This window comes from Pseudoalteromonas sp. US3C1013, from assembly GCF_048401115.1.
Classification (GTDB): Bacteria; Pseudomonadota; Gammaproteobacteria; order Enterobacterales; family Alteromonadaceae; genus Pseudoalteromonas; species Pseudoalteromonas undina.
In genome coordinates this window covers 2,736,882-2,758,955 of the sequence record NZ_CP183075.1, presented here as the reverse complement: position 1 = coordinate 2,758,955, position 22,074 = coordinate 2,736,882, and the positions used below count along the sequence as shown (strand labels likewise).

The following is a 22,074-nucleotide window of genomic DNA, read 5'->3' as shown; positions in this document are numbered from 1 at the left end:
GTTTACGGCTTTTTGCGCAAAAATCAAAGGCTATAAATTGAACAAAAGTGACTTTTTTTTGCTCTTTTCGTATTGACATTTGATAACCGTATGACGAAGCGGTTTATTTGTGTGAATTTTGAACGGTCGTTGTTTTTATAATAAAAAATCTTTATTTTTTATTATGTAAAAAAATAGTAAAGCCTGTTAAATACAGGCTCTAGAAACGACTTTTGAGTTAATACTCTAAACTTTGAAAAAACGCACTATTATGCTTTTTTAATGCCACTGACTCGGGTCCAGTCGCCTTCAATGGCAATCTCATCAAGTTCAATAAAGGGCGCATATATATCGGCAACCGATTTTGCTTGCTCTTCTAAAATGCCCGACATGGCAATTTTACCGCCTGGTTTTAATAGTCCTAAAATCACACTATGAAGCTCACGCAGAGGTTGCGCTAAAATATTTGCCACAACAATATCGGCTGTAAATTCAGGTTGGTTTTCTGGTAGATAAACTTCAAGCTTGTCAGCAACGCCATTACGGTTAGCGTTATCTAAGCTTGCTTCTAGCGCTTGCGGGTCAATGTCTATCCCTATCATGCGCTCTGCACCTAGTTTAATTGCTGCAATGCCTAATATGCCTGAACCACAACCAAAATCGACTACCGTTTTGCCGCTTAAGTCTTGGCTTTCAAGCCACTTTAAACACAGCGCGGTGGTGGCGTGCGTGCCAGTACCAAATGCAAGGCCAGGATCAAGTAGCACATTGACTGCGTCAGGGTCTGGAATATCGCGCCAGCTAGGGCAAATCCATAGTTTTTCGCCAAATTGAATAGGGTGGAAGTTATCCATCCACTCACGTTCCCAATCTTTGTCTTCGAGTTGCTCGATTTTGTAAACTAAATTGTCTTTGAGCTCATCATGGCGCTTTAATAACGCAACCACGGCGTTCATATCGTGATTAGCTTCGAACAGACCAATTACTGTGGTATCAGCCCAAAAAACGACAGTGCCAATTTTGGGTTCGTAAATAGGGGTGTCTTTAGCATCAATAAAAGTAACAGAAGCACTACCAGCTTCCATTAATAAGTCACTAACTGCATCTGCGGTTGCAGCATTGGCATTGATACGGATTTGGATCCAAGCCATGTTTATTTCCTTGAAATAGAAAAAAGGCCGCTACAGCGGCCTTTTGAGTTAACTCATAATGTAACGCTAGATTATTTAGCGTCTAAAAAGCTTTTCAGTAAATCAGAGCGAGAAGGGTGACGTAATTTACGTAGTGCCTTCGCTTCAATTTGACGAATACGCTCACGTGTTACATCAAACTGCTTACCTACTTCTTCCAACGTGTGGTCGGTATTCATATCAATACCAAAACGCATACGTAGTACTTTCGCTTCACGGGCAGTTAAGCCAGCGAGCACATCGTTAGTTGCGCCACGAAGAGACTCCATTGTTGCCGAATCGATAGGCGAATCAATAGTAGTATCTTCAATGAAGTCGCCTAAGTGCGAATCTTCATCATCACCAATCGGTGTTTCCATTGAAATTGGCTCTTTTGCAATCTTAAGTACCTTACGGATTTTATCCTCAGGCATCATCATGCGTTCAGCTAATTCTTCTGGATTTGGCTCACGACCCATTTCTTGTAACATTTGACGTGAAATACGGTTCAATTTATTGATCGTTTCAATCATATGTACTGGAATACGGATCGTTCTTGCTTGGTCAGCAATAGAGCGAGTAATTGCTTGGCGAATCCACCACGTAGCATAAGTGGAGAACTTATAACCACGACGGTATTCAAACTTATCAACCGCTTTCATCAAACCAATATTACCTTCTTGAATTAAATCCAAGAACTGTAAACCACGGTTGGTGTATTTTTTAGCGATTGAAATTACCAGACGTAAGTTCGCTTCTACCATCTCTTTTTTAGCACGGCGCGCTTTCGCTTCACCAATACTCATGCGACGGTTTATATCTTTAATACGTTCAATGCTTAAGCCAGTGCTTTCTTCCATTGAAGAAAGTTTGCTAATACAACGAAGTATTTCAGGCTTCACTTCTTCAAGTTTAGCTGAATGCTTTTCGTTAGCTGCAATTTCAATATCAAGCCATGCTGTGTCAGTTTCGTTGTTTGCAAAGTGCTTAACAAAGGTTTTCTTTGGAAGCTTTGAAACTTGTACTGCATGCTTCATGATAAGACGTTCTTGAACGCGAACTCGGTCCATCATTTCACGCATGTTATTAACCATGCGGTCAAATTGTTTAGGCACAAGTTTAAAGGTTCTGAACAACTCACCAATTTCTAAAATTGCGGCTTGAGATTCTGGATGAGAGCGACCTTTTTTATCGAATGTTTCACGTGCTTTAGTGTATAAATCACGTAAGTTTTCGAAATGGATGCGCGCTTCTTCAGGATCTGGACCTGTATCTACTTCTTCTTCGTCTTCATCATCGCTGTCATCATCATCGTCGCTGTCATCAAGCTGTTTTTCGCTTAATTCAGAACCAATGTTAGTGGCAGCAATTGGTGGTGCTTCGTCTGCATCAGGATCGAAAAAGCCAGAGATAATGTCGCTAAGGCGCATCTCTTCAGCTTCAAACTTATCCCACTGTTCAAGTAGGTAAGTGATCGCTTCTGGGTATTCAGCAACCGAAATCTGTACTTGGTTAATGCCTTCTTCAATACGTTTAGCGATAACAATTTCGCCTTCACGGGTAAGAAGTTCAACAGTACCCATTTCACGCATGTACATGCGAACAGGGTCTGTTGTACGGCCGATTTCTTTTTCTACAGTAGCAAGGGCTGCAGCGGCAGCTTCCGCTGCGTCTTCGTCTGTCGTGGTTTCTTGCATCATTAATTCATCAGCATCAGGCGCGTTTTCGCTAACCTTGATACCCATGTCATTAATCATGCTAATGATATCTTCTACTTGATCTGAGTCGATAATATCTTGTGGAAGGTGATCATTAACTTCTGCAAAAGTTAAGTAACCTTGCTCTTTACCTTTTTGAATCAGAAGTTTTAATTGTGACTGAGGAGTTGGATCCATAGAGATTGTTTCTTCCACTCTGATAAGTTGATACAACAGGCGCCATCATGGAGTTTGCTCAAAGGCTAACCAGAATAATGTGACGCAGTGAATAGCACAGTATAACAGCCTAAATCAAATCTGACTAGCCGTTAGTCGTTTTTAACGCTGTCATTAGCAAATGACATTCTAGTCGTTCATCGCTATTTAAGCCCTGTGTCTTGTCTTTTATTAATAGGGTCTCTAGTCGATAATTTAAACACTGATCTTCAATAAATTTAAAAGTATTTTGAAAAACAGTCTCTAAACGCTCTTCATCTATTTGATGTTGCCATGTCGCCAACTTAGTTAATGGCTCATAGTCATCAGTGTCTCTAAATGATTCGAGAATTTGTGCAGTGGTAATGCCATCTTTTTGTAACGCTTGATGTTGTAGGCGTAATAACAAGCCGATTCCTGCAATATTCATTTGTGCTAAATCAGGCAAGTAGGGCACGCTTTTTGCCAAATTAGGGTGCTGAACTAAAATGCCTATCGCTTGGCGCATCGGTGTAATTTTAAATTTACGTTCAATTGCCTGCTGCTGTTTTGGTGTTTTTAAGTGATTATTGAGTTGCTCACGGGTGCGACCAATTAATCTGCCAAGTTGCTCCAAGATATTTTCTTGATAAAACTCACTTGGGATTTTTTCAATTAATGGCAGTGCTGCACTGAGTAACTTAGCCTTACCGGAATCGAGCGTTAAATCAATTTCTTTACTGAGTTTATTAAACAGCACTTTAGTGAAGTCATCGGCGTTTTCTAGCCGCTGCTCAAAAGCCTCTTTACCTTCTTGTTGAACGAGTGAATCAGGGTCTTCACCATCAGGTAGAAATACAAAATGCAGTGCTTTGCCATCGTTTAAGTAAGGAAGTGCATTTTCCAGTGCACGCCACGCGGCATCTTTACCTGCACGGTCACCGTCGTAGCAACAAATAACTTTGTCAGTGGTTCTAAATAAGGTATGCATATGCTCGCTGGTTGTCGCTGTGCCGAGTGCGGCAACTGCGTATTCTATGCCTTGTTCAGCCAGCGCAACAACGTCCATATAACCTTCTACTATGAGTACATGATCGAGTTTTTTATGTGCTTGTTTTGCTTCATAAAGGCCGTAAAGTTCAAAGCCTTTGTGGAATATTCGTGTTTCAGGAGAGTTTAAATATTTTGGCCCCTGATCTGCTTGCATTACACGGCCACCAAAAGCAATGACGCGACCGCGTTTATCACGAATAGGAAACATTAAACGATCACGGAAAAAATCGAATTGCTTACCTGGCGTTTTTTCAGATGCGAGCTTTAGCTCAACTAATTGCTCTTTTTGTTCTTGATTACGTCCAAGCTGTTGGCAGAGGCCTTCCCATTCGCTGGGCGCATAGCCCATCATAAACTTTTTAACTGTTGCGCCGCTTAAGCCGCGACCTTTTACATAGTCTATTACTGTTTCAGAATTACTATGATGTTTTAACTGGTGTTGATAAAAACGCGCTGCATGGAGCATTAAATCGTAGTCAGAACGTTTTTGTGCTGCGGTGCGTTCTGGGCCATTACTACTTCCTTGTTCGCGAGGAACATCTAGGTTAAGTAAACTGGCTAGCTCTTCAATTGCATCAACAAACTCAAGTTTGTCATATTCCATAACAAAAGAAATAGCATTGCCGTTAGCGCCACAGCCAAAGCAATGATAAAACTGTTTATCTTGCGATACAGTAAACGAAGGCGATTTTTCATTGTGAAAAGGACAGCAAGCTTGATAGTCTTTGCCTGCTTTTTTCAACCCTACCTTTGAGTCAATCAGATCGACAATATCGGTTCGTGCCAATAAATCATCGATAAAGTTGCGTGGGATCTTTCCAGCCATTGTTTAAAGTACAGCCCTAAGGTAAATATAAAAGTGTTAAAAGCGAATTATAATACGCAGAGATTGGAACACAAATGCATATTTTTTTGAAGTGCTCTAAACGAAGAAACCGAGCTCAAGGCTCGGTTTACTTCAATCATACTTAATGTATGTGGGAGTATTAGGCAGTTAATCGTTGCTTAATTAAACCTGAGATTTTACCCATATCGGCACGACCTTCGGCTTTGCTTTTGATTATACCCATTACTTTACCCATGTCTTGCATACCTGCTGCGTTAGTATCAGCAATAGCCGCGTCAATGAGAGCAATGATTTCTTCTTCACTCAATTGTTGAGGTAAAAAAGCTTCAAGTGCTGTAATCTCATTGGCTTCAATTTCAGCTAAATCATCACGCCCAGCATCTTTGTACTGAGTGTAAGAGTCGCGACGTTGTTTAACAAGCTTCACTATAACGGAGGTAATACCTGCGTCGTCTAGTGTTATTTGCTCGTCAATTTCACGTTGCTTGATTGCAGCAAGTACCATGCGAATAGGATTAAGACGTTGTTTGTCTTTAGCTCTCATCGCATCTTTTTGCGCATCTTTTAGCGTTATTAAAAGGCTCATTTATACAAGACCTAATATATTAGTATAATTTAACGCGACGAGCGTTATCACGAGAAAGTTTTTTCATGTGACGTTTAACAGCAGCTGCTTTTTTACGCTTACGCTCAGCTGTTGGTTTTTCATAGTGCTCGCGACGACGAACTTCTGAAAGGATACCTGCTTTTTCACATGAACGCTTGAAGCGACGAAGTGCTACGTCAAACGGTTCGTTCTCTCTTACTTTAATTACTGGCATTAAAAATTCACCTACCTAAATTATGAGCGTTGCTCAAGTTGATCAAACATTGATCAAGTGGTTCAAAAATGGTGCGGTATTGTAATCCGAAGCAACACCACATGTAAAGGATAATATTAACAGAAACCCGACCGCTAAAACAGTGCTAATTTATATGCCGTTGGTATAGCCTGCAAAAAACTTGCCCAGCTTTTTTCTCTTTTATTAACAACCAGTTATTAGGTGCTTTGAACGAAGTTAACTCGGTTTCTACTTCAACATATATTAGTGCGTCAGGGTCGAGCCATTGATTATTTTCTAATAAATCACAGCATGATTGGGCTAAATTTTTGCGAAATGGCGGGTCAATAAAAACTAAATTAAATGTGTCATTGGTGTTTTTGCTTTCAAGAAAGGTCAGGGTATTAGTATTGAGTACCTGTGCATTTTGCGCATTAAGGGTGGCAACATTTTGCGTTAGCTGTTTTGCTGCTAACGGATCAAGCTCTAAAAATGTGGTGTTTTTAGCAAAGCGAGATAGCGCTTCGAACCCTAAACCTCCGGAACCGGCAAAGCAATCGAGAGTACGCGCATCGCGGGTATCGTGCATTAACCAATTAAATACTGTTTCTTTTATTCTGTCGGTTGTAGGGCGCAAGCCTTGAACGTCTTTTACTGGCAGTTTTCGACCGCGAAATTGGCCGCTAATGATTCTAATAACGCCATCGACTGATTTATGGGTGGTGTTATTTGGTGTGATTTTTTTTCTCATTTAACTCACTAAAAATTGGTATCTATGATCTAGCTCAGATAATATTGCAATCATATCACGGCGTGTCATTTTTCAACTGCGCTAAAAGTGTTACTATTATGCACCCTCGAGGATAACGTGTTGCTAAAAAGCAATTATTTAGGCTTAAAAGCACGCTATCATTATCGTTAGTTTATCAGATTTTTATAAGTGGTTATTAGCAAGTATGGCAAAAAAAAGTAAATTCATGTCGTGGCTCGGTTTTGGCAAGTCAGATAAAAAACAAGCAGAAGCTGATAAACAACAAGCATTGGCAAACGAGCAGGCAGAAAAAGCCGAACAGGAGCGCTTAGCAGCAGAGAAAGCCGAGGCAGAGCGTTTGCAAGCTGAAGCCGAACGTTTAGAACAAGCCCGAATTGCAGCTGAACAAGCTGAAGCAGAACGTTTAGCGCAAGAGCAAGCTGAAAAAGCCGAACAACAAATAGCTGCCGAAAAAGCAGAGACAGAGCGTTTAGAGCAAGAAAAACAGGCGCAAGCACAACGCGCTGCGGCAGCAGAAAAACAAGCGATTGAACAAGCTAACGCTGAGCTATTGGCTAAACAACAGGCAGATGCCGAGCAGCAAAGACAAGAGCAAGCTCAACGTTTAGCTGAGCAAGAAGCGCAAATGTTGTTAGAGCAAGAGCGTATAGCAGCTGAAAAAGCAGAAGCTGAACGTTTAGAACAAGAAAAACAGGCGCAAGCACAACGCGCGGCGGAGGCAGAAAAACGAGCGATTGAACAAGCTAACGCTGAGCTATTAGCTAAACAACAGGCGGATGCAGAGCAGCAAAGACAAGAGCAAGCTAAACGTTTAGCTGAACAAGAAGCGAAAATGTTGTTAGAGCAAGAGCGTATCGCGGCTGAACAAGCTGAGCATGAGCGTTTAGAGCAACAGCGTATTGCAGCAGAGCAAGCTGAAAATGAGCGCTTAGAACAACAGCGTATTGCAGCAGAGCAAGCTGAGAATGAGCGCTTAGAACAACAGCGTATTGCAGCAGAGCAAGCTGAGCAAGCTGAGCATGAGCGCTTAGAACAACAACGCATAGCAGCAGAGCAAGCTGAGAATGAGCGCTTAGAACATCAGCGTATTGCAGCAGAGCAAGCTGAGAATGAGCGCTTAGAGCAACAGCGTATTGTAGCAGAGCAAGCTGAAAATGAGCGTTTAGAACAACAGCGTATTGCAGCAGAGCAAGCTGAGCATGAGCGTTTAGAGCAACAGCGCATTGCAGCAGAGCAAGCAGAGAATGAACGTTTAGAGCAAGAACGTATTGCAGCTGAAGAAGAGGCTGAGCGTCTAGAGCAACAGCGACTGACCACAGAGCTTGCAGAGGAAGAAGCAAAAAAAGCGGAAAAACCTAAAAAAGAAGGCTTTTTCTCTCGACTTAAAAAAGGCTTACTTAAAACTCGAGTTAATATTGGCTCTGGTTTTTCGTCAATTTTTAGCGGTAAAAAAATTGACGACGAGTTATTTGAAGAGCTAGAGACTCAGTTACTTACTGCTGATCTCGGTGTTGATACCACCATGAAGCTCATTGATAATTTAACTGATGCAGCCGATCGCAAGCAACTTAAAGATGGTGATGCGCTTTATGAGCTTATGAAACAAGAAATGGCAACTATGCTAAAAACAGCAGAGCAGCCTTTAGAAATACCAGCAGATAAAAAACCTTTTGTTATTTTAATGGTAGGGGTAAACGGCGTAGGTAAAACCACCACCATTGGTAAAATGGCCAAGCAATTCCAAAATCAAGGTAAGTCGGTCATGCTTGCTGCCGGTGATACTTTTAGAGCTGCAGCGGTAGAGCAGCTTCAAGTATGGGGTGAACGCAACAGCATTCCGGTAATAGCTCAACATACAGGTGCTGATAGTGCATCGGTAGTATTTGATGCTTTTCAAGCTGCAAAAGCACGTAATGTCGATGTGTTAATTGCTGATACAGCAGGGCGCTTGCAAAATAAAGATAACTTAATGCAAGAGCTTGAAAAAATAGCCCGTGTAATGAAAAAAGTAGACCCTGATGCACCTCATGAAGTGATGCTGACTATTGATGCTGGTACAGGCCAAAATGCAATTAGCCAAGTAAACCTATTTAATCAATGTGTAGGTTTAACCGGTATCACATTATCAAAGCTTGATGGTACTGCTAAAGGTGGGGTTATTTTTGCCGTTGCCGATAAGTTTAATATTCCTATTCGTTACATTGGCGTAGGTGAAAGTATTGATGATTTACGTACCTTCAAGAGCGATGACTTTATTGACGCGCTATTTAGTCAAGATGAGGACGACGCTTAATTTACCAAAAGGGAGCCTGCTCCCTTTTTAATTGCGAGGAATACCATTTTATTTAGAGCCTAAGGCTAACAATAAATTGGCAATAATAAAAAATGATAAATTTTCAGCAAGTAAGTAAAACCTATGCCGGTGGACACCGCGCGCTTGAAAAAGTGAACTTTCATATAAAGCCTGGCGAATTGGCCTTTCTAACTGGCCACAGTGGGGCTGGTAAAAGTACACTATTAAAGCTTATTAGCTTAATGGAACGTCCTTCTGCAGGAAACGTGTTTATTAATGGCGTGGATTTAAATAAATTAAATTCCCGTCAAATTCCGTATGCACGTCGCGACATTGGTATTATTTTTCAAAATCATCGATTATTAGAGCGATACACGGTATTTGATAACGTTGCTTTGCCCTTAATTATTGAAGGGACTCACCACAAGCAAATTGCCAAACGTGTGCATGGAGCGCTTGATAAAGTGGGCTTGTTAGATAAAGTGCGCTGTCACCCTTCTACACTTTCTGGTGGTGAACAACAACGAGTAGGGATTGCACGAGCCATCGTCAATTCGCCACCTATATTGCTAGCCGATGAACCTACCGGTAACTTAGACCCTGAATTATCAATGGAAATATTACGCCTGTTTGAAGACTTTAATAAACATGGCACCACGGTTTTAATTGCCACTCATGATTTGGGCTTAGTGTCACGGATGAAGTACCGCAGTTTAACGCTTCATGATGGACGAATGAGCCAAGATCCACTGGCTGAGGGGGTATTATGAGTTTACTGTTCAAAAGCCGTCAAAATAGTAATGATAAACAAAAAAAGTCAGTATTCTCTGGCGGTTACTTTTTTATTATTAATATTTTTCGCCAAGGTGTGTACAGCCTAGGAGAAATGTGGCGCACGCCATTGGCTTCAATGATGACCATTGCAGTACTCGGTTTGAGTTTAACGTTGCCTGCAACACTATATTTAGTGGTAAAAAATGTGCAGCAAGTGAGTAGTGGTTTTGAGCAAGCCAGCGAAATATCCTTATTTGTAAAAGAAAATATGAGCGAGCAAGAAACGCAAACCTTAGTTAAACGCTTAGCGCTATATCCCGAAATACAAACTGTGACTTTTATTTCTCGCACTGAGGCTTTGGATGAGTTCAAAGAAATGTCTGGCTTTGGTCAGGCTTTAGAATATTTAGATACCAACCCGTTACCGAATGTAGTTTTAGTCACACCAACACAACGACATAGCCAACCTAATGCAGCTAAGCAATTGCTTAAAAAACTTGAAGCCGAACGCGAAGTTGACTTTGGTAAGCTTGATATTGCTTGGCTTGAGCGCCTAAATGCATTACTAAGTTTGCTAAAAGAGAGTGTAATTACTATTGCGCTATTATTACTTACCTCAGTGACGCTTATTATAGGCAATACAATTCGTTTATCTATTATGGATAAAAAAGAAGAAATACAGGTAATGAAGCTAGTAGGGGCAACCAATACCTTTATACACGCTCCCTTTTTATGGACTGGCATTTGGTATGGCGTGATTGGCGGATTGTTTGCCTTTATTTGTGTAGCATTAATGATGTGGTGGCTATCTGCTGCAGTAAGCAGTGTTGCAGGGGTGTATCAAACCAGTTTTACGCTAATAGGGCTTAGTCTTAATGAGTTTGGCGCGTTGGTATTACTTGCTACTAGTTTAGGTTTTATAGGTTCTTACTTATCGGTTAATCGTTACATCTCAGAAATAGAACCTGATAAGGTTTAGGGCTCTAATATAATTCTTAAAACTGTCATGTTTTAAGTTTAAAATAATAAAAAAGCCAAAGCAAAAAGGTTATTTTTGTTTTGGCTAAATCAATTCATAGGTTATTCAGTCGCCTAGCGTAGACTGACTTAACACTAAAAAAACCACTTGATTTATGATTCAAAAAAGTTTTAAATTCAAGTTAGCACTCTTACTAAAAGAGTGCTAAGATGGTTTCAAATGTTTATCACCGAGGTGAAAAATGAGTAAAGATTTATACGCAATGGCACTTACAGTTGGGCAACAAAGCGCAAGTATGGACGGCTACCTTCAAGCTGTTAGTACTATTCCTATGCTTAAAGTTGAGCAAGAGCAGGAACTTGCAAAAAGACTTCAGGAAGAAGGCGATCTTAGTGCTGCAAAGCAACTCATTATGTCGCATTTGCGCTTTGTAGCGCACATAGCTAAAAGCTACTCGGGTTACGGTTTACCTCAAGCTGATTTAATTCAAGAAGGTAACATCGGACTGATGAAAGCAGTAAAACGTTTTGACCCATCAGTGGGTGTACGTTTGGTTTCATTTGCCGTTCATTGGATTAAAGCCGAAATTCATGAGTTTGTGCTTAAAAACTGGCGTATCGTTAAAGTAGCGACGACCAAAGCACAACGTAAATTGTTTTTTAACTTACGTAAAAATAAAAAGCGTTTAGGTTGGTTTAACCAAGCTGAAGTGAGCACAGTAGCTAGCGAGCTAGGTGTGAGTGAAAAAGAAGTACGTGAAATGGAATCGCGTATGAGCGGCCAAGACATGGGCTTTGATTTAACTGGCGACGATAATGATGACGCGCCAACTAGTACTTACTCACCGGTACAGTACTTAACCGATGGTTCTGCTGATTTAGCTGACGACATTGAACAGCAACAATGGCAAGAACAGTCACATACGCGTTTATTTAGCGCTTTGAAAACTCTCGATGAGCGTTCTCAAGATATTGTTAGTGCTCGTTGGCTGTCAGACGATAAAGCAACACTGCAAGAGCTGGCTGAAAAATACAGCGTATCAGCAGAGCGTGTTCGCCAGCTGGAAAAAACAGCAATGAAAAAATTACAAAGCGCGATGAGTTAATCGCACTAAAAACTGATTAAGCCCTGCATGAAAATGCGGGGCTTTTTTTTAACTAAAAAAGCTAACTAAAAAGGTTAATAGAAAGTATCGTTTTTCTTGTTCTGCTTACCTCTAGTCACATCTATGTATCTTTTAATTAAATATACGCTATTTAAAATTAATGAATAAGTTTGGTTTTAATTTAAATACATGATTTTAGTTTGTTTTTAATTTGGGTATATGAAAATATTCGCGCACCTGAGCGACTTATCGCTCAAATCGTAGCCTAAATTAAGTCATTTAATTGCTGGTTTGTTGCCTTTCAATTTCATTTAACGCGAGTATTTACACTCAATATGAACTCATATTCACTAAAGAAAAAAATCTTGCTATCGGTCGTTCTTGCCCTAGCCGTTATTATTGTACTGCTGTCGTGGAATAGCTATACCTCTCAAAAAGCGTTACTGCTAAAAAGCAGTATTGATAACGTAAGCCAATCTGGTAAGCAACAAGCTACGAGTATTGAAGATTGGCTAGCTAGTCGTCAGCAGATAATTAAATCGGTTGCGAATAAGGTTGAGGGCAACACGCTCAGCGCACTTCAGCAAGCAGCATTTTCAGGTGGCTTTCAGTTAACTTACTTTGGAGATAGTAGCGGAAAAATGACTGACTCTGATCCCAGTATTGATCGCACCGGCTACGATCCGCGCACTCGTCCATGGTATAAACAAGCACTGCTTCAAAGTAGCACCGTAATTACCAAACCTTATTTAGATACCGCGTATAATCTGTTGGTTGTTTCTATTGCTAAAACCACGCAAGGCGGTGTGGTTGCGGGGGATTTATCGATAGAGGCCTTGGTCGATAGCGTCAATACAATGTCTTTGCCTGCAGATGGGTACGCCATTATGATGCATAAAGATGGCACTGTGATTGCCTACAAAGACGCTAGAAAAGTAATGGCAGATATTACGCGTATTGACTCGAAAATAAATCATCAATTAATTTTATCTAACAGTCAAAACGGTGAATTTACTCCTGTTTACTTTGAGAGTGAAGGCCGAGAGAAGCTAGTTTGGGGTGAAAACATTAACAATACAGATTGGCAGTTGTTGTTTGTATTGGATAAACAAACTTTAGAGGCTCCGCTTATTAGTTTATTGCTGACCCAATTAGTGCTGGTTGCAGTAGCACTTTTACTGAGTGTGTTGGCTATTTCATGGTTATTGGGTGTATTGCTCGCCCCTTTGAGCCGAGTGTCGCAAGCTTTATCAACAATTGCAGATGGTAACGGTGATTTAACCCAGCGTATAACTGTTGATACGCAAGATGAAGTTGGGGTTCTGGCTGATAGTTTTAATCGTTTTGTTAGCAGCCAACATGAACTGATCAGTCATATTCGTCAATTAGCTACTGACTTAGACTTTGATGCAGAGAAAAGCTTGATCACCAACCAAAGCAGTGTCAGTGAGTTGCAGCGTCAGCAACAAGAAGTGGCTATGGTTGCTACCGCGGTCACAGAAATGGCGAGTGCAACCCATGAAATTGCCGCTAATGCAGAAAACACCGCAACCGCATCGCAACAATCGGCACAAAGTAGCCGTGAAGGTAAGCTGTTAGTTGATAAAACCAGAAACACGATTAATTCACTCGCGGGCGAAATAGACCAAACTACCACAGTTATTGGTGAATTAAGTTTGCATGCTCAGGCTATATCGAGCATTTTAACTACCATTCAAGAAATTGCTGAGCAAACAAATCTCTTAGCACTTAATGCTGCAATAGAGGCTGCCCGTGCGGGAGAGCAGGGGCGTGGTTTTGCAGTGGTTGCCGATGAGGTGCGCGTGTTATCAAGAAGAACACAAAACTCTACAGCCGAAATTTATACCACTATAGAAACCTTACAAAACACCACTAAAAAAGCAGTGAGCTTGATGGACAGCAGTAAGGGCTATGCCAACAATAGTGTGGATGATGTAAATGCTGCCGCACACGCGCTAGAAGAAATTACTTTGGCGGTAAATGAGATTTCTGATATGGCGGGTCAAATAGCGGTTGCAGCAGAAGAGCAAACGCAAGTGACCAATGAAATTACTAGAAATACGGTTGCTATTAAAGATGTAACCGATGAAATAACTACCTCAGCTACCGCGCATTTAAGCCAAGCCGAAGTATTAAAAGACAGAGCTACAAATCTAAATGCCAAGGTAGCGACATTTGTTTTATAAATACCATACTTATAATTGAGTTAAGTTAACTGTTGGAGTAAGGCGTTCGCTTACTCCATCAGTTTAATGAAATGGCTTGTTGTTGGGCTATTTGTACATACTTACGTTCTACCAGCTGTGATACTGGTACCAGTTCAAATCCCTGCTCGATTAATTGCGGCAAAGCTTGGCGTAAAAAATCGATAGTTTCGGGGTAGGGGTGTGCTATTGCAATGGCAAACTGATATTTAGTTGCTTTTGACTTTAGCTCTTCTAGCCTAAATTGTAGCTGCTCAGGGGTAGTTATATTATCTAAAAATACATGCCGACCAATATTTTCTACCCCCAAAAAGTTAGCTGCATTTTGCGCCTGGCTTAATTCGGTTGTTCGGCTATCGAGAAAATACAACTGACGCTTTTTAAGTACTTCCATGGTCCACTTCATTGCTTGGCTTTGCTGAGTGAGTGCAGAACCCATATGATTATTAACCCCTTTAACTTGTGGCAAACTCGCCAGTGCATTACCGAGTGTTTGTTGAAGTTGTGCTTTATCCATATTTAAAGTAAGTGCCCCAGGGCCTAGCTTTTTACCATTTAAAGCTTGCATAGGCACATGCAACAGGAGCTCTTTATTTGACTGACTAGCAAGGGTTGCAAATATTTGAGAGTAGGGGGTATGAGGCAAAATTGAATAAGACAATTGCCCAGGTAAACTTAGGAATTCTAGGTCACGTTGATGATAACCTATGTCATCGATCACTATGGCTATTTGTTTGGCTTTAACACCATAGGGTGTAGCAAATAGGATTAAAAAAAGCCCAGCTAACACCATTAAATTTATAATTTTCACGTTTTATAATTTTTATTGTCTTTAAATAGTTTACCGTTTTTATTGCATGCTAAGTAGCTGTTTTGCTTTTACTAACTGGATATCGGCTAATTCTTCAGCGTTAAAAACGGTGTTTTGTTCTGATTGTTCATTTTTTATTATAACGGCTTTATTTGTTTGTGGAAGTGTTGTTTGATTAATCGCCACATTTGGAGTTACGCCAATCCCTTCAATAGACTCTCCCAGTGGTGTAAAGTAACGTGCGGTGGTTAGTTTTAAGGCGGTATCGCCGTCGCCTAATGGAATAAGTGATTGCACTGTTCCTTTACCAAACGACTGACTCCCTACTATTTTTGCACGTAGATTTTCTTTTAACGCTGCAGCCAGTATTTCTGCTGCTGAGGCTGAATTTTCATTAATCAGGACAACAATCGGAGCACCTTTCAAAATATCGCCGCGTTTAGCGTAAAAAGATTGATTCGAATCATAAAAGCGCCCTTTGGTCGTTACAATTAAGCCATCTTGGAGAAACAGGTCTGCTACCGCAACTGCACTCTTTAAAGTGCCTCCTGGGTTATCTCGTAAATCAATAATTAGGCCTTTTAATGAATGGCCATAATGGTTTTGCATGGCGGCTATTTGCAAGGCAACTTCATGCAAAGTGTGATTAGAAAAGTTATTAATAGCGATATAACCGCTACCTGAGTCAAGTAGTTGCTTAGTTACACTCGTTAGCTTAATTTGTTTTCTACTTAGATTAAATATTAGCGGTGTTTGAGTGTTATTACGGGTAATACTTAGCTGTACTTTACCGTTAGCGCTGTCTTTGATGTATTGTGCAACTAAATCAATCGGACTGTTTTCTACATAGTGCTGATTAACGGCAGTAATTATATCGCCTGAGCGAAGTCCTGCTTGTTTGGCTGGTGAATTATTAATTACTTTAACAATCGTGGTGCGTTGCTCGATGCTTTTTACTTCTATACCTAGGCCGGTATAGCGACCATTCGTGTTATTAAATAATGCATTTAGCTCATTTTTATCTAAATACTTAGAGTAGGCGTCGAGCTTAGAGTATAAGCGTTCAAATTGAGACGAGTTGTATTCAATATACTCACTGTTTTGCAGTGCTAAATCATCAACGTAGTAGGTGTGAATATTAAACAGTATTTCATTTATTTTTTGGCTTTCTAAGTCTTTAACCGAGCTTGCATAGGCTGTATTTATAAAGCCAAAAAGCACTAATAAAACAAATAAGATAAAACAAAAGCAGGGTGCACGCTTTTTCACAGAGGTTTTTTGTTGGCAAATGTGTGTGTTTATCATAACTGCCTCTAACAGGATGCAGCTATTTTGATATTAAATACGCCTGCACCATTTTATGGGATTAACAGCACGCCCTTTATGACGTATTTCAAAGTATAGACCAGAATCGGCTTGTCCACCGCTTTGCCCAACTAATGCAACACTTTCACCTTCTCTGACCATATCACCCACGTCTTTTAGCAAGGTTTGTGCGTGTCCGTATAAGCTCATAAAACCTTGACCATGGTCAAGTACGATTACCCAGCCATAGCCTTTTAACCAGTCGGCAAATACTACTTGGCCATTATCAATGCTATTAACTGAAGTCCCTTCAGATGCAGAAATTAATACACCTTTCCAGTTTATTCCGCCGTGCTTACGTTGACCAAACCTATGCGCTAATTTTCCTTTGCTCGGCCAGTTTAATTTTCCTTTATTACGATTTAAGCCAAGTAGTTCAATTTTTGTAACTTTTTCTTCTTCTTCAAGTTCTTTGATAGTGGCGATCAGAGTTTGTTCGTTTTCTTCTAAATAGCTAATGGAATTTTTGGTTTTATTTAACTGCTTTTTTAGGTTTTGTAAGCTTGCTTGGCGCTCATTTTTAGCCCCAAGAAGTGCTGCTTGTCGTCTTTTTTGTTCTTCAAATAAAGCAACGAGCCTCTCTTTTGTTTTCGCAAGCTCAGCTTGATTTTTTGCAATCTCAACTTGCAGTGCTTTAAGATCATCAAGTTGCTTTATACGAGCTTTATTCAGGTAGTTATAGTAGCTAAGTGTGCGTTCAAATTTGGCGGTATCTTCTTGGTTAAGTAGCATTTTTGAATAGTCATCGCTACCTGCCATATAAGCACTTTTTAACTGTGCTGCTAAAATACGTTGAAATTGGGCTTGTTGTTTTTCAAGCTTTGCCGCGCGTTGTTGTTGCTCTGCTTGCTGTTGTTGTGTTTTTTTAACGGATTGCTCAGCCATATTAAGTGCTTTAGCGTTTTTCGCTATAGCGAGCTCATGTGTTTTTAGTTTTTGCTGCTGTTTAGCTATTTCTTTTTGCTGTTGTTGAAACTCAGCTTGGCTTTGCTCTAAAGCAACTTGTACTTGGGATAGGTCTTTTTTGGTACGATCTTCATTAGCCACTGCAACGCCAGTGGCTAATGAGTTTAGTACACATATACACGCAATGATGCGGCATGCGCTTTTATTCATAAATTATTTCAACACCATAATTGGCGAACCTGTCATTTCTGCAGGTTGTTCCAAACCCATTAAATGCAGCATAGTAGGTGCAACATCGCTCAAGGCTTTACCGGTATGCGCTTGTGCGTCACGACCTACATAAATAAAGGGTACTGGCTCGCTAGTATGTGCTGTGTGCGCTTGGCCTGTTTTAAGGTTTGCCATTTGCTCTGCATTACCATGATCAGCAGTTATTAGTGCTTCTCCACCATATTCTTTAAGGGCATCAACTACACGACCAATGCAGCTATCTACTGCTTCACAGGCTTTAACTGCCGCTTCAAATACACCTGAGTGGCCGACCATATCGCCATTAGGGTAGTTACAAATAATGGCATCATACTTTCCACTTTTTATTGCTGCAACGAGTTTATCGGTAAGCATTTTTGAGTTCATTTCTGGCTGTAAATCATACGTTGCTACTTGAGGAGATGGGATAAGCTCGCGAGTTTCGCCGTCAAACTCATTTTCGCGTCCGCCACTAAAGAAAAAGGTAACGTGGGCATATTTTTCAGTTTCTGATATACGTAGCTGAGTTTTACCTTGTTTCTCAAACCATTCGCCAAGTACGTTATTAAGCGGCGTCGGGCCAAAAGCTACTGGTGCATCAATATCAGCAGCGTATTCAGTCATCATCACAAAGGCACTAAGCTCGGGCGATTTTTTCTTATTAAAGCCGTCAAAATCAGGTTCGACAAAGGCGCGAGTGATTTCGCGTGCGCGGTCAGCTCTAAAGTTGGCAAATATAATGGTGTCGCCATCATTTACTTTTACTGATTCGCTACCTTTTGGGGTAATAGTACTTGCTGCTACAAATTCGTCATTTTCATCGCGCTCATAAGCCGCGTTAAGTGCGTTTACGCCATCTTCATAATCAAAGTCGCCTTCACCTAGGGTGATTAAATTATACGCTTTTTCAACACGGTTCCAGCGGTTGTCTCTGTCCATGGCATAGTAACGACCAATTAATGAGGCTAAACGGCCACATTTAAGTTCGCTAAACAAGGCTTCAATACGCTCAATTGATGCTTTAGCACTGCGTGGGGGAGTATCTCTGCCATCTAAAAAGGCATGAAAGTACACCTCTTTAGCGCCGCGTTTTGCAGCCAATTGTATACTCGCCACAATATGATCTTCGTGACTATGAACGCCACCAGGGCTTAGCAGTCCCATAATATGAACGGCTTTGTTGGCATGAACAGCTTTATCAATGTTTTCAACCAGTGCAGGGGTTGTATCAAATTCGCCATCATCAATGGCTTTTGTGATGCGAGTAAAATCTTGATACACAATACGACCAGCACCTAAATTAACGTGGCCAACCTCAGAATTACCCATTTGACCACCAGGAAGACCCACATCTAAACCCGATGCTGAGATTAATGTATGAGGGCGAGTTGCCCAAAGCTCATCTAATACAGGGGTATTAGCAGCTAAAATGGCATTGCTTTGCTCATCTTCTCTGTATCCCCAGCCATCTAAAATCATTAATACCAGTGGTTTTTTATGCTCTGTCATAGTCACTCCTGAATAATTAGCGTTGCTAAAATACACGCTAACATTAATGCCAACATGCCAAGCTTAAGCATACCGTGTTTTATAGCTAGGATCAGCAATGAAAAGAAGATATTAAAAATTTTCAATGAGCTCACTCTCTCAATTGAATATTTTAAAGGGTTAGGTTATTTTTCAGTTAAAAGAGCACTACATTGTGGCTTTCACGCGTGCTTAAACTCGCATTTTTAGCTGATTTGGGTATACTTGCGCGGCTAATCCCTATTTTATTCAAGTATTGAATAGGCTTGTGGGGTAAGTTAAGCCTATGTGTAGGTAAAACTCAGAGTAGCCTAGCAGTGCTCTAAATTGACTTATTGATGAGTGACTGCTCATTGTGTAAGTACAATAAATATGAATTAAATATCTAAAACACTTTGTTTTAGCATGTAACTTTATAGTGGAAGTCGAATGGATCAATATATTGAATTTGTCTCAAATCATCCAATTCTAAGCCTAGCTTGGGTTGCGATTGCGTTTCTTATTGTTAGTGGCGCAATAAAAAGTAAATTTTCAGCAATTCGTCAGATCAATCCTCAGCAGTTAACGTTACTTATTAACCGCGAAGACGGTCAGGTTGTTGATATGCGCGGGCAAAAAGAGTTTAAAACAGGTCATATTGCCGGTGCTGTGCACTTAAACCCAGAAAAAGCTAAAGAATCTGATTTCTCAACCCTTGAAAAGTATAAGAGCAAACCCATTATAGTGGTATGTGCTGCAGGCATGACTGCCTCAGGTGTTGCAACCGCAATGCATAAAGCAGGCTATGAACAGGTTTATGTTTTATCTGGCGGTATGGGTGCGTGGCAATCAGCAAGTCTGCCAACAACAAGCGGTCGCTAATATCTCTTAGCTAAACCGATTAAGGATTAATTATGAGTAACGTTGTTTTATACACCAAAGGATATTGTCCTTTTTGTCATCGCGCATTAGCGCTGTTAGACAGCAAAGGTGTAGAATACACAAACATTGATATTGGCGTTCAGCCAGAGCTTCGCGATGAAATGATCGCCAAAGCCGGTGGCGCAAGCACGGTTCCACAAATTTTTATCAACGATGAACACATCGGTGGCTGTGACGACATGATGGCACTAGAAGCACAAGGTCACCTTGACGCTAAGCTGAGTGCTTAATTTAATTAATTATAATAAATAACAGGTTAGGAATAACAATGAACGAACAAAATCAAAATGCAGCAGCAGAAGCTGATGCAGGCGCACAGTTTACTATTCAACGTATTTACACTAAAGATGTGTCGTTTGAAACGCCAAATTCACCAGCTATTTTTCAAAAAGAGTGGGCTCCAGAAGTAAAATTAGATTTAGATACACGCTCTAATAAGCTTGATGAAGGTGTATACGAAGTTGTTTTAGCGTTAACTGTAACAGCATCTATTGGTGAAGAAACTGCGTTTTTGTGTGAAATTCAACAAGCAGGTATTTTTACTATTGCTGAAGTTGAAGAGATGCAATTAGCACATATGCTAGGTGCATTCTGTCCTAACGTGTTATTCCCATATGCACGTGAAGCGGTATCGAACTTAGTAAACCGTGGTACGTTTCCACAACTTAATCTTGCGCCAGTTAACTTTGACGCATTATTTGCACAGTACATGCAGCAACGCACAGCGCAAGCTGAGCAGGCTTCAGCAGACGCATAATTTATGAATACAGCAACATCAGCTGTTACTGTTTTAGGGGCGGGGTCATATGGCACCGCCCTTGCTATTTGTTTAGCCCGAAATGGTCACAAAGTGACTTTATGGGGGCGCAATAGCCAAGACGTTGCGACGCTTGCAGCTGAGCGAAAAAATCAACGTTACTTACCTGATATTCCTTTTCCTGACACCTTAACTCTTGAAGCCGATTTACAGCATGCAACAGCAGCTAGCGATATTGTTTTAGTTGTTGTGCCAAGTCATGCGTTTGCTGACACGTTAAAGCAAATTAAACCGGCTTTGCGCTCTGATGCAAAAATAGCGTGGGCTACTAAAGGGCTTGAGCCAGATACTGGGCGTTTATTGCAAGAAGTGGCAGTGCAAGAACTCGGTGAAGAAGTACCATTAGCAGTGCTTTCGGGGCCAACTTTTGCCAAAGAAATGGCTAAGGGCTCACCAACCGCTATTTCGGTGTCATCAACGTCATCAGCATTTGCGAAACAAATTGCCGATTTATTACATTGCGGTCGCTCGTTTAGAGTGTACAACAATGACGACTTTATTGGCATACAGCTTGGTGGTGCGGTTAAAAACGTAATTGCTATTGGTGCAGGGATCTCTGATGGTGTTGGCTTTGGTGCAAATGCACGTACCGCGCTTATTACCCGTGGTTTAGCAGAGTTATCGCGTTTGGGTTGTGCCCTAGGTGCAAAGCCAGAGACCTTTATGGGGATGGCTGGGTTAGGCGATTTAATTCTAACCTGTACCGATAATCAGTCGCGCAATCGCCGTTTTGGTTTAGCCTTAGGTCAAGGTGAAAGTGTTGATGATGCGATTGCATCAATCGGCCAAGTAGTTGAGGGATTTAGAAATACCAAAGAAGTGTATTTACTCGCGCAGCGTGCTGGTGTTGAAATGCCAATCACTGAGCAAATATACAAAGTACTTTATGAAAATAAAGACATGAAAGCAGCTGCTATGGCCTTATTAGGTCGTGAACAGAAATCAGAATAAAACGAACTGCTAGGTTTTAGGTGACAGGTATTTTGTTTACCTAAAACCTAAAACCTAAAACCTAAAACCTAAAACCTAAAACCTAAAACCTAAAACCTAAAACCTTATTGGGCGTTTGGAAAACCAAGCTGGCGCCAAGATTCATACACAAACACAGCGACCGCATTAGATAGATTCATACTGCGGCTATCGGCTTGCATAGGAATACGCACGCGTTGCTCGTTTGGCAGTGCTTGAATCATGTCATCAGGTAAGCCTCGTGTTTCTGGGCCGAATACTAAGCAATCACCCGCTTCATACTGTGCTTGGTGATGAAACTGACTACCTTTAGTGGTGCACGCATACACTTTTTTAGGCTGGCACTTTTCTAAGTAAGCTTCAAATGAAGCATGACGTTGCACATGACTAAATTCGTGATAATCAAGGCCAGCGCGTTTTACACGTTTGTCATCCCACTCAAACCCTAACGGTTCAATTAAATGCAGTGCATAGCCTGTATTGGCACATAAACGAATGATATTCCCGGTGTTAGGCGGAATTTCAGGTTGGTATAAAACAATATCCAGCACAATAAGCCCTATAAAATCTTTAATTTGACGGGCTCAGTATACACGAACA

20 protein-coding genes are annotated in these 22,074 nt (G+C 40.8%); 9 read left to right on the top strand and 11 right to left on the bottom strand.

Annotated elements, in window-relative coordinates:
- Window positions 1-248 precede the first annotated feature (248 nt).
- The 6 genes from prmA to rsmD form a co-directional block, all read right to left on the bottom strand.
- Entirely contained in the window at window positions 249-1,130 is an 882-nt protein-coding gene (prmA, locus tag ACNSN2_RS12880) for a 50S ribosomal protein L11 methyltransferase (RefSeq protein WP_054202602.1), read from the bottom strand.
- A 71-nt stretch (window positions 1,131-1,201) separates the two neighbouring features.
- A complete protein-coding gene (gene rpoD, locus ACNSN2_RS12875; RefSeq protein WP_010391796.1) occupies window positions 1,202-3,043 on the bottom strand; it encodes an RNA polymerase sigma factor RpoD in 1,842 nt (613 codons plus the stop codon).
- A gap of 124 nt (window positions 3,044-3,167) precedes the next feature.
- Entirely contained in the window at window positions 3,168-4,919 is a 1,752-nt protein-coding gene (gene dnaG / locus ACNSN2_RS12870) for a DNA primase (protein WP_109874083.1), read from the bottom strand.
- 160 nt (window positions 4,920-5,079) lie between these two features.
- Window positions 5,080-5,526, bottom strand: coding sequence for a GatB/YqeY domain-containing protein (locus ACNSN2_RS12865; protein ID WP_008114877.1), 447 nt, complete (start codon window positions 5,524-5,526; stop codon window positions 5,080-5,082).
- Between the two features lie 19 nt (window positions 5,527-5,545).
- Window positions 5,546-5,761, bottom strand: coding sequence for a 30S ribosomal protein S21 (rpsU, locus tag ACNSN2_RS12860; RefSeq protein WP_002957797.1), 216 nt, complete (start codon window positions 5,759-5,761; stop codon window positions 5,546-5,548).
- 145 nt (window positions 5,762-5,906) lie between these two features.
- The gene (rsmD, locus tag ACNSN2_RS12855; protein ID WP_024601716.1) at window positions 5,907-6,512 is read right to left on the bottom strand and encodes a 16S rRNA (guanine(966)-N(2))-methyltransferase RsmD; all 606 of its coding nucleotides are present in this window, start codon (window positions 6,510-6,512) and stop codon (window positions 5,907-5,909) included.
- Window positions 6,513-6,717: 205 nt separating this feature from the next.
- Between rsmD and ftsY the strand changes: the two genes are divergently transcribed.
- The 5 genes from ftsY to ACNSN2_RS12830 all read left to right on the top strand — a co-directional run bounded on the left by ftsY (window position 6,718) and on the right by ACNSN2_RS12830 (window position 13,891).
- The gene (gene ftsY, locus ACNSN2_RS12850) at window positions 6,718-8,826 is read left to right on the top strand and encodes a signal recognition particle-docking protein FtsY (protein ID WP_418607632.1); all 2,109 of its coding nucleotides are present in this window, start codon (window positions 6,718-6,720) and stop codon (window positions 8,824-8,826) included.
- Window positions 8,827-8,918: 92 nt separating this feature from the next.
- Entirely contained in the window at window positions 8,919-9,596 is a 678-nt protein-coding gene (gene ftsE / locus ACNSN2_RS12845) for a cell division ATP-binding protein FtsE (protein ID WP_008114891.1), read from the top strand.
- Entirely contained in the window at window positions 9,593-10,579 is a 987-nt protein-coding gene (gene ftsX / locus ACNSN2_RS12840; RefSeq protein WP_008114892.1) for a permease-like cell division protein FtsX, read from the top strand. Before ftsE ends, ftsX begins: the two co-directional genes overlap by 4 nt.
- A 241-nt stretch (window positions 10,580-10,820) precedes the next feature.
- A complete protein-coding gene (gene rpoH / locus ACNSN2_RS12835; protein WP_008114893.1) occupies window positions 10,821-11,684 on the top strand; it encodes an RNA polymerase sigma factor RpoH in 864 nt (287 codons plus the stop codon).
- 335 nt (window positions 11,685-12,019) lie between these two features.
- Complete coding sequence (locus tag ACNSN2_RS12830; RefSeq protein ID WP_418607631.1) at window positions 12,020-13,891, top strand: methyl-accepting chemotaxis protein; 1,872 nt, start codon at window positions 12,020-12,022, stop codon at window positions 13,889-13,891.
- A 58-nt stretch (window positions 13,892-13,949) separates the two neighbouring features.
- On the opposite strand, the gene ACNSN2_RS12825 is transcribed toward ACNSN2_RS12830, so the two are convergent.
- From ACNSN2_RS12825 to gpmM, 4 genes are read right to left on the bottom strand one after another with little or no spacing between them, the layout of a single operon-like run.
- The gene (locus ACNSN2_RS12825; protein WP_041709615.1) at window positions 13,950-14,702 is read right to left on the bottom strand and encodes a divergent polysaccharide deacetylase family protein; all 753 of its coding nucleotides are present in this window, start codon (window positions 14,700-14,702) and stop codon (window positions 13,950-13,952) included.
- A gap of 57 nt (window positions 14,703-14,759) precedes the next feature.
- On the bottom strand, window positions 14,760-16,025 hold the full coding sequence (locus ACNSN2_RS12820) for a S41 family peptidase (RefSeq protein ID WP_418607629.1): 1,266 nt from the start codon (window positions 16,023-16,025) through the stop codon (window positions 14,760-14,762).
- Between the two features lie 33 nt (window positions 16,026-16,058).
- A complete protein-coding gene (locus tag ACNSN2_RS12815) occupies window positions 16,059-17,201 on the bottom strand; it encodes a murein hydrolase activator EnvC family protein (protein ID WP_010391825.1) in 1,143 nt (380 codons plus the stop codon).
- A 3-nt stretch (window positions 17,202-17,204) separates the two neighbouring features.
- Window positions 17,205-18,749, bottom strand: coding sequence for a 2,3-bisphosphoglycerate-independent phosphoglycerate mutase (gpmM, locus tag ACNSN2_RS12810; RefSeq protein WP_418607627.1), 1,545 nt, complete (start codon window positions 18,747-18,749; stop codon window positions 17,205-17,207).
- A gap of 447 nt (window positions 18,750-19,196) precedes the next feature.
- Here gpmM and ACNSN2_RS12805 point away from each other — a divergent pair, with 447 nt between their 5' ends.
- The 4 genes from ACNSN2_RS12805 to gpsA are packed head-to-tail and all read left to right on the top strand — an operon-like array spanning window position 19,197 to window position 21,456.
- The gene (locus ACNSN2_RS12805; protein ID WP_010391832.1) at window positions 19,197-19,628 is read left to right on the top strand and encodes a rhodanese-like domain-containing protein; all 432 of its coding nucleotides are present in this window, start codon (window positions 19,197-19,199) and stop codon (window positions 19,626-19,628) included.
- Between the two features lie 32 nt (window positions 19,629-19,660).
- Window positions 19,661-19,918 carry a glutaredoxin 3 gene (gene grxC / locus ACNSN2_RS12800; protein WP_010391834.1) on the top strand — a complete coding sequence of 86 codons (258 nt, stop codon included), beginning with the start codon at window positions 19,661-19,663 and terminating at the stop codon, window positions 19,916-19,918.
- 38 nt (window positions 19,919-19,956) lie between these two features.
- Complete coding sequence (gene secB / locus ACNSN2_RS12795; protein ID WP_010391837.1) at window positions 19,957-20,445, top strand: protein-export chaperone SecB; 489 nt, start codon at window positions 19,957-19,959, stop codon at window positions 20,443-20,445.
- 3 nt (window positions 20,446-20,448) lie between these two features.
- Window positions 20,449-21,456, top strand: coding sequence for an NAD(P)H-dependent glycerol-3-phosphate dehydrogenase (gpsA, locus tag ACNSN2_RS12790; RefSeq protein ID WP_055012423.1), 1,008 nt, complete (start codon window positions 20,449-20,451; stop codon window positions 21,454-21,456).
- A 104-nt stretch (window positions 21,457-21,560) separates the two neighbouring features.
- Here the strand turns inward: gpsA and trmL are convergent, their stop codons facing one another.
- Window positions 21,561-22,025, bottom strand: a complete 465-nt coding sequence (gene trmL, locus ACNSN2_RS12785; RefSeq protein ID WP_010391841.1) for a tRNA (uridine(34)/cytosine(34)/5-carboxymethylaminomethyluridine(34)-2'-O)-methyltransferase TrmL — start codon at window positions 22,023-22,025, stop codon at window positions 21,561-21,563.
- Between the last annotated feature and the right edge of the window lie 49 nt (window positions 22,026-22,074).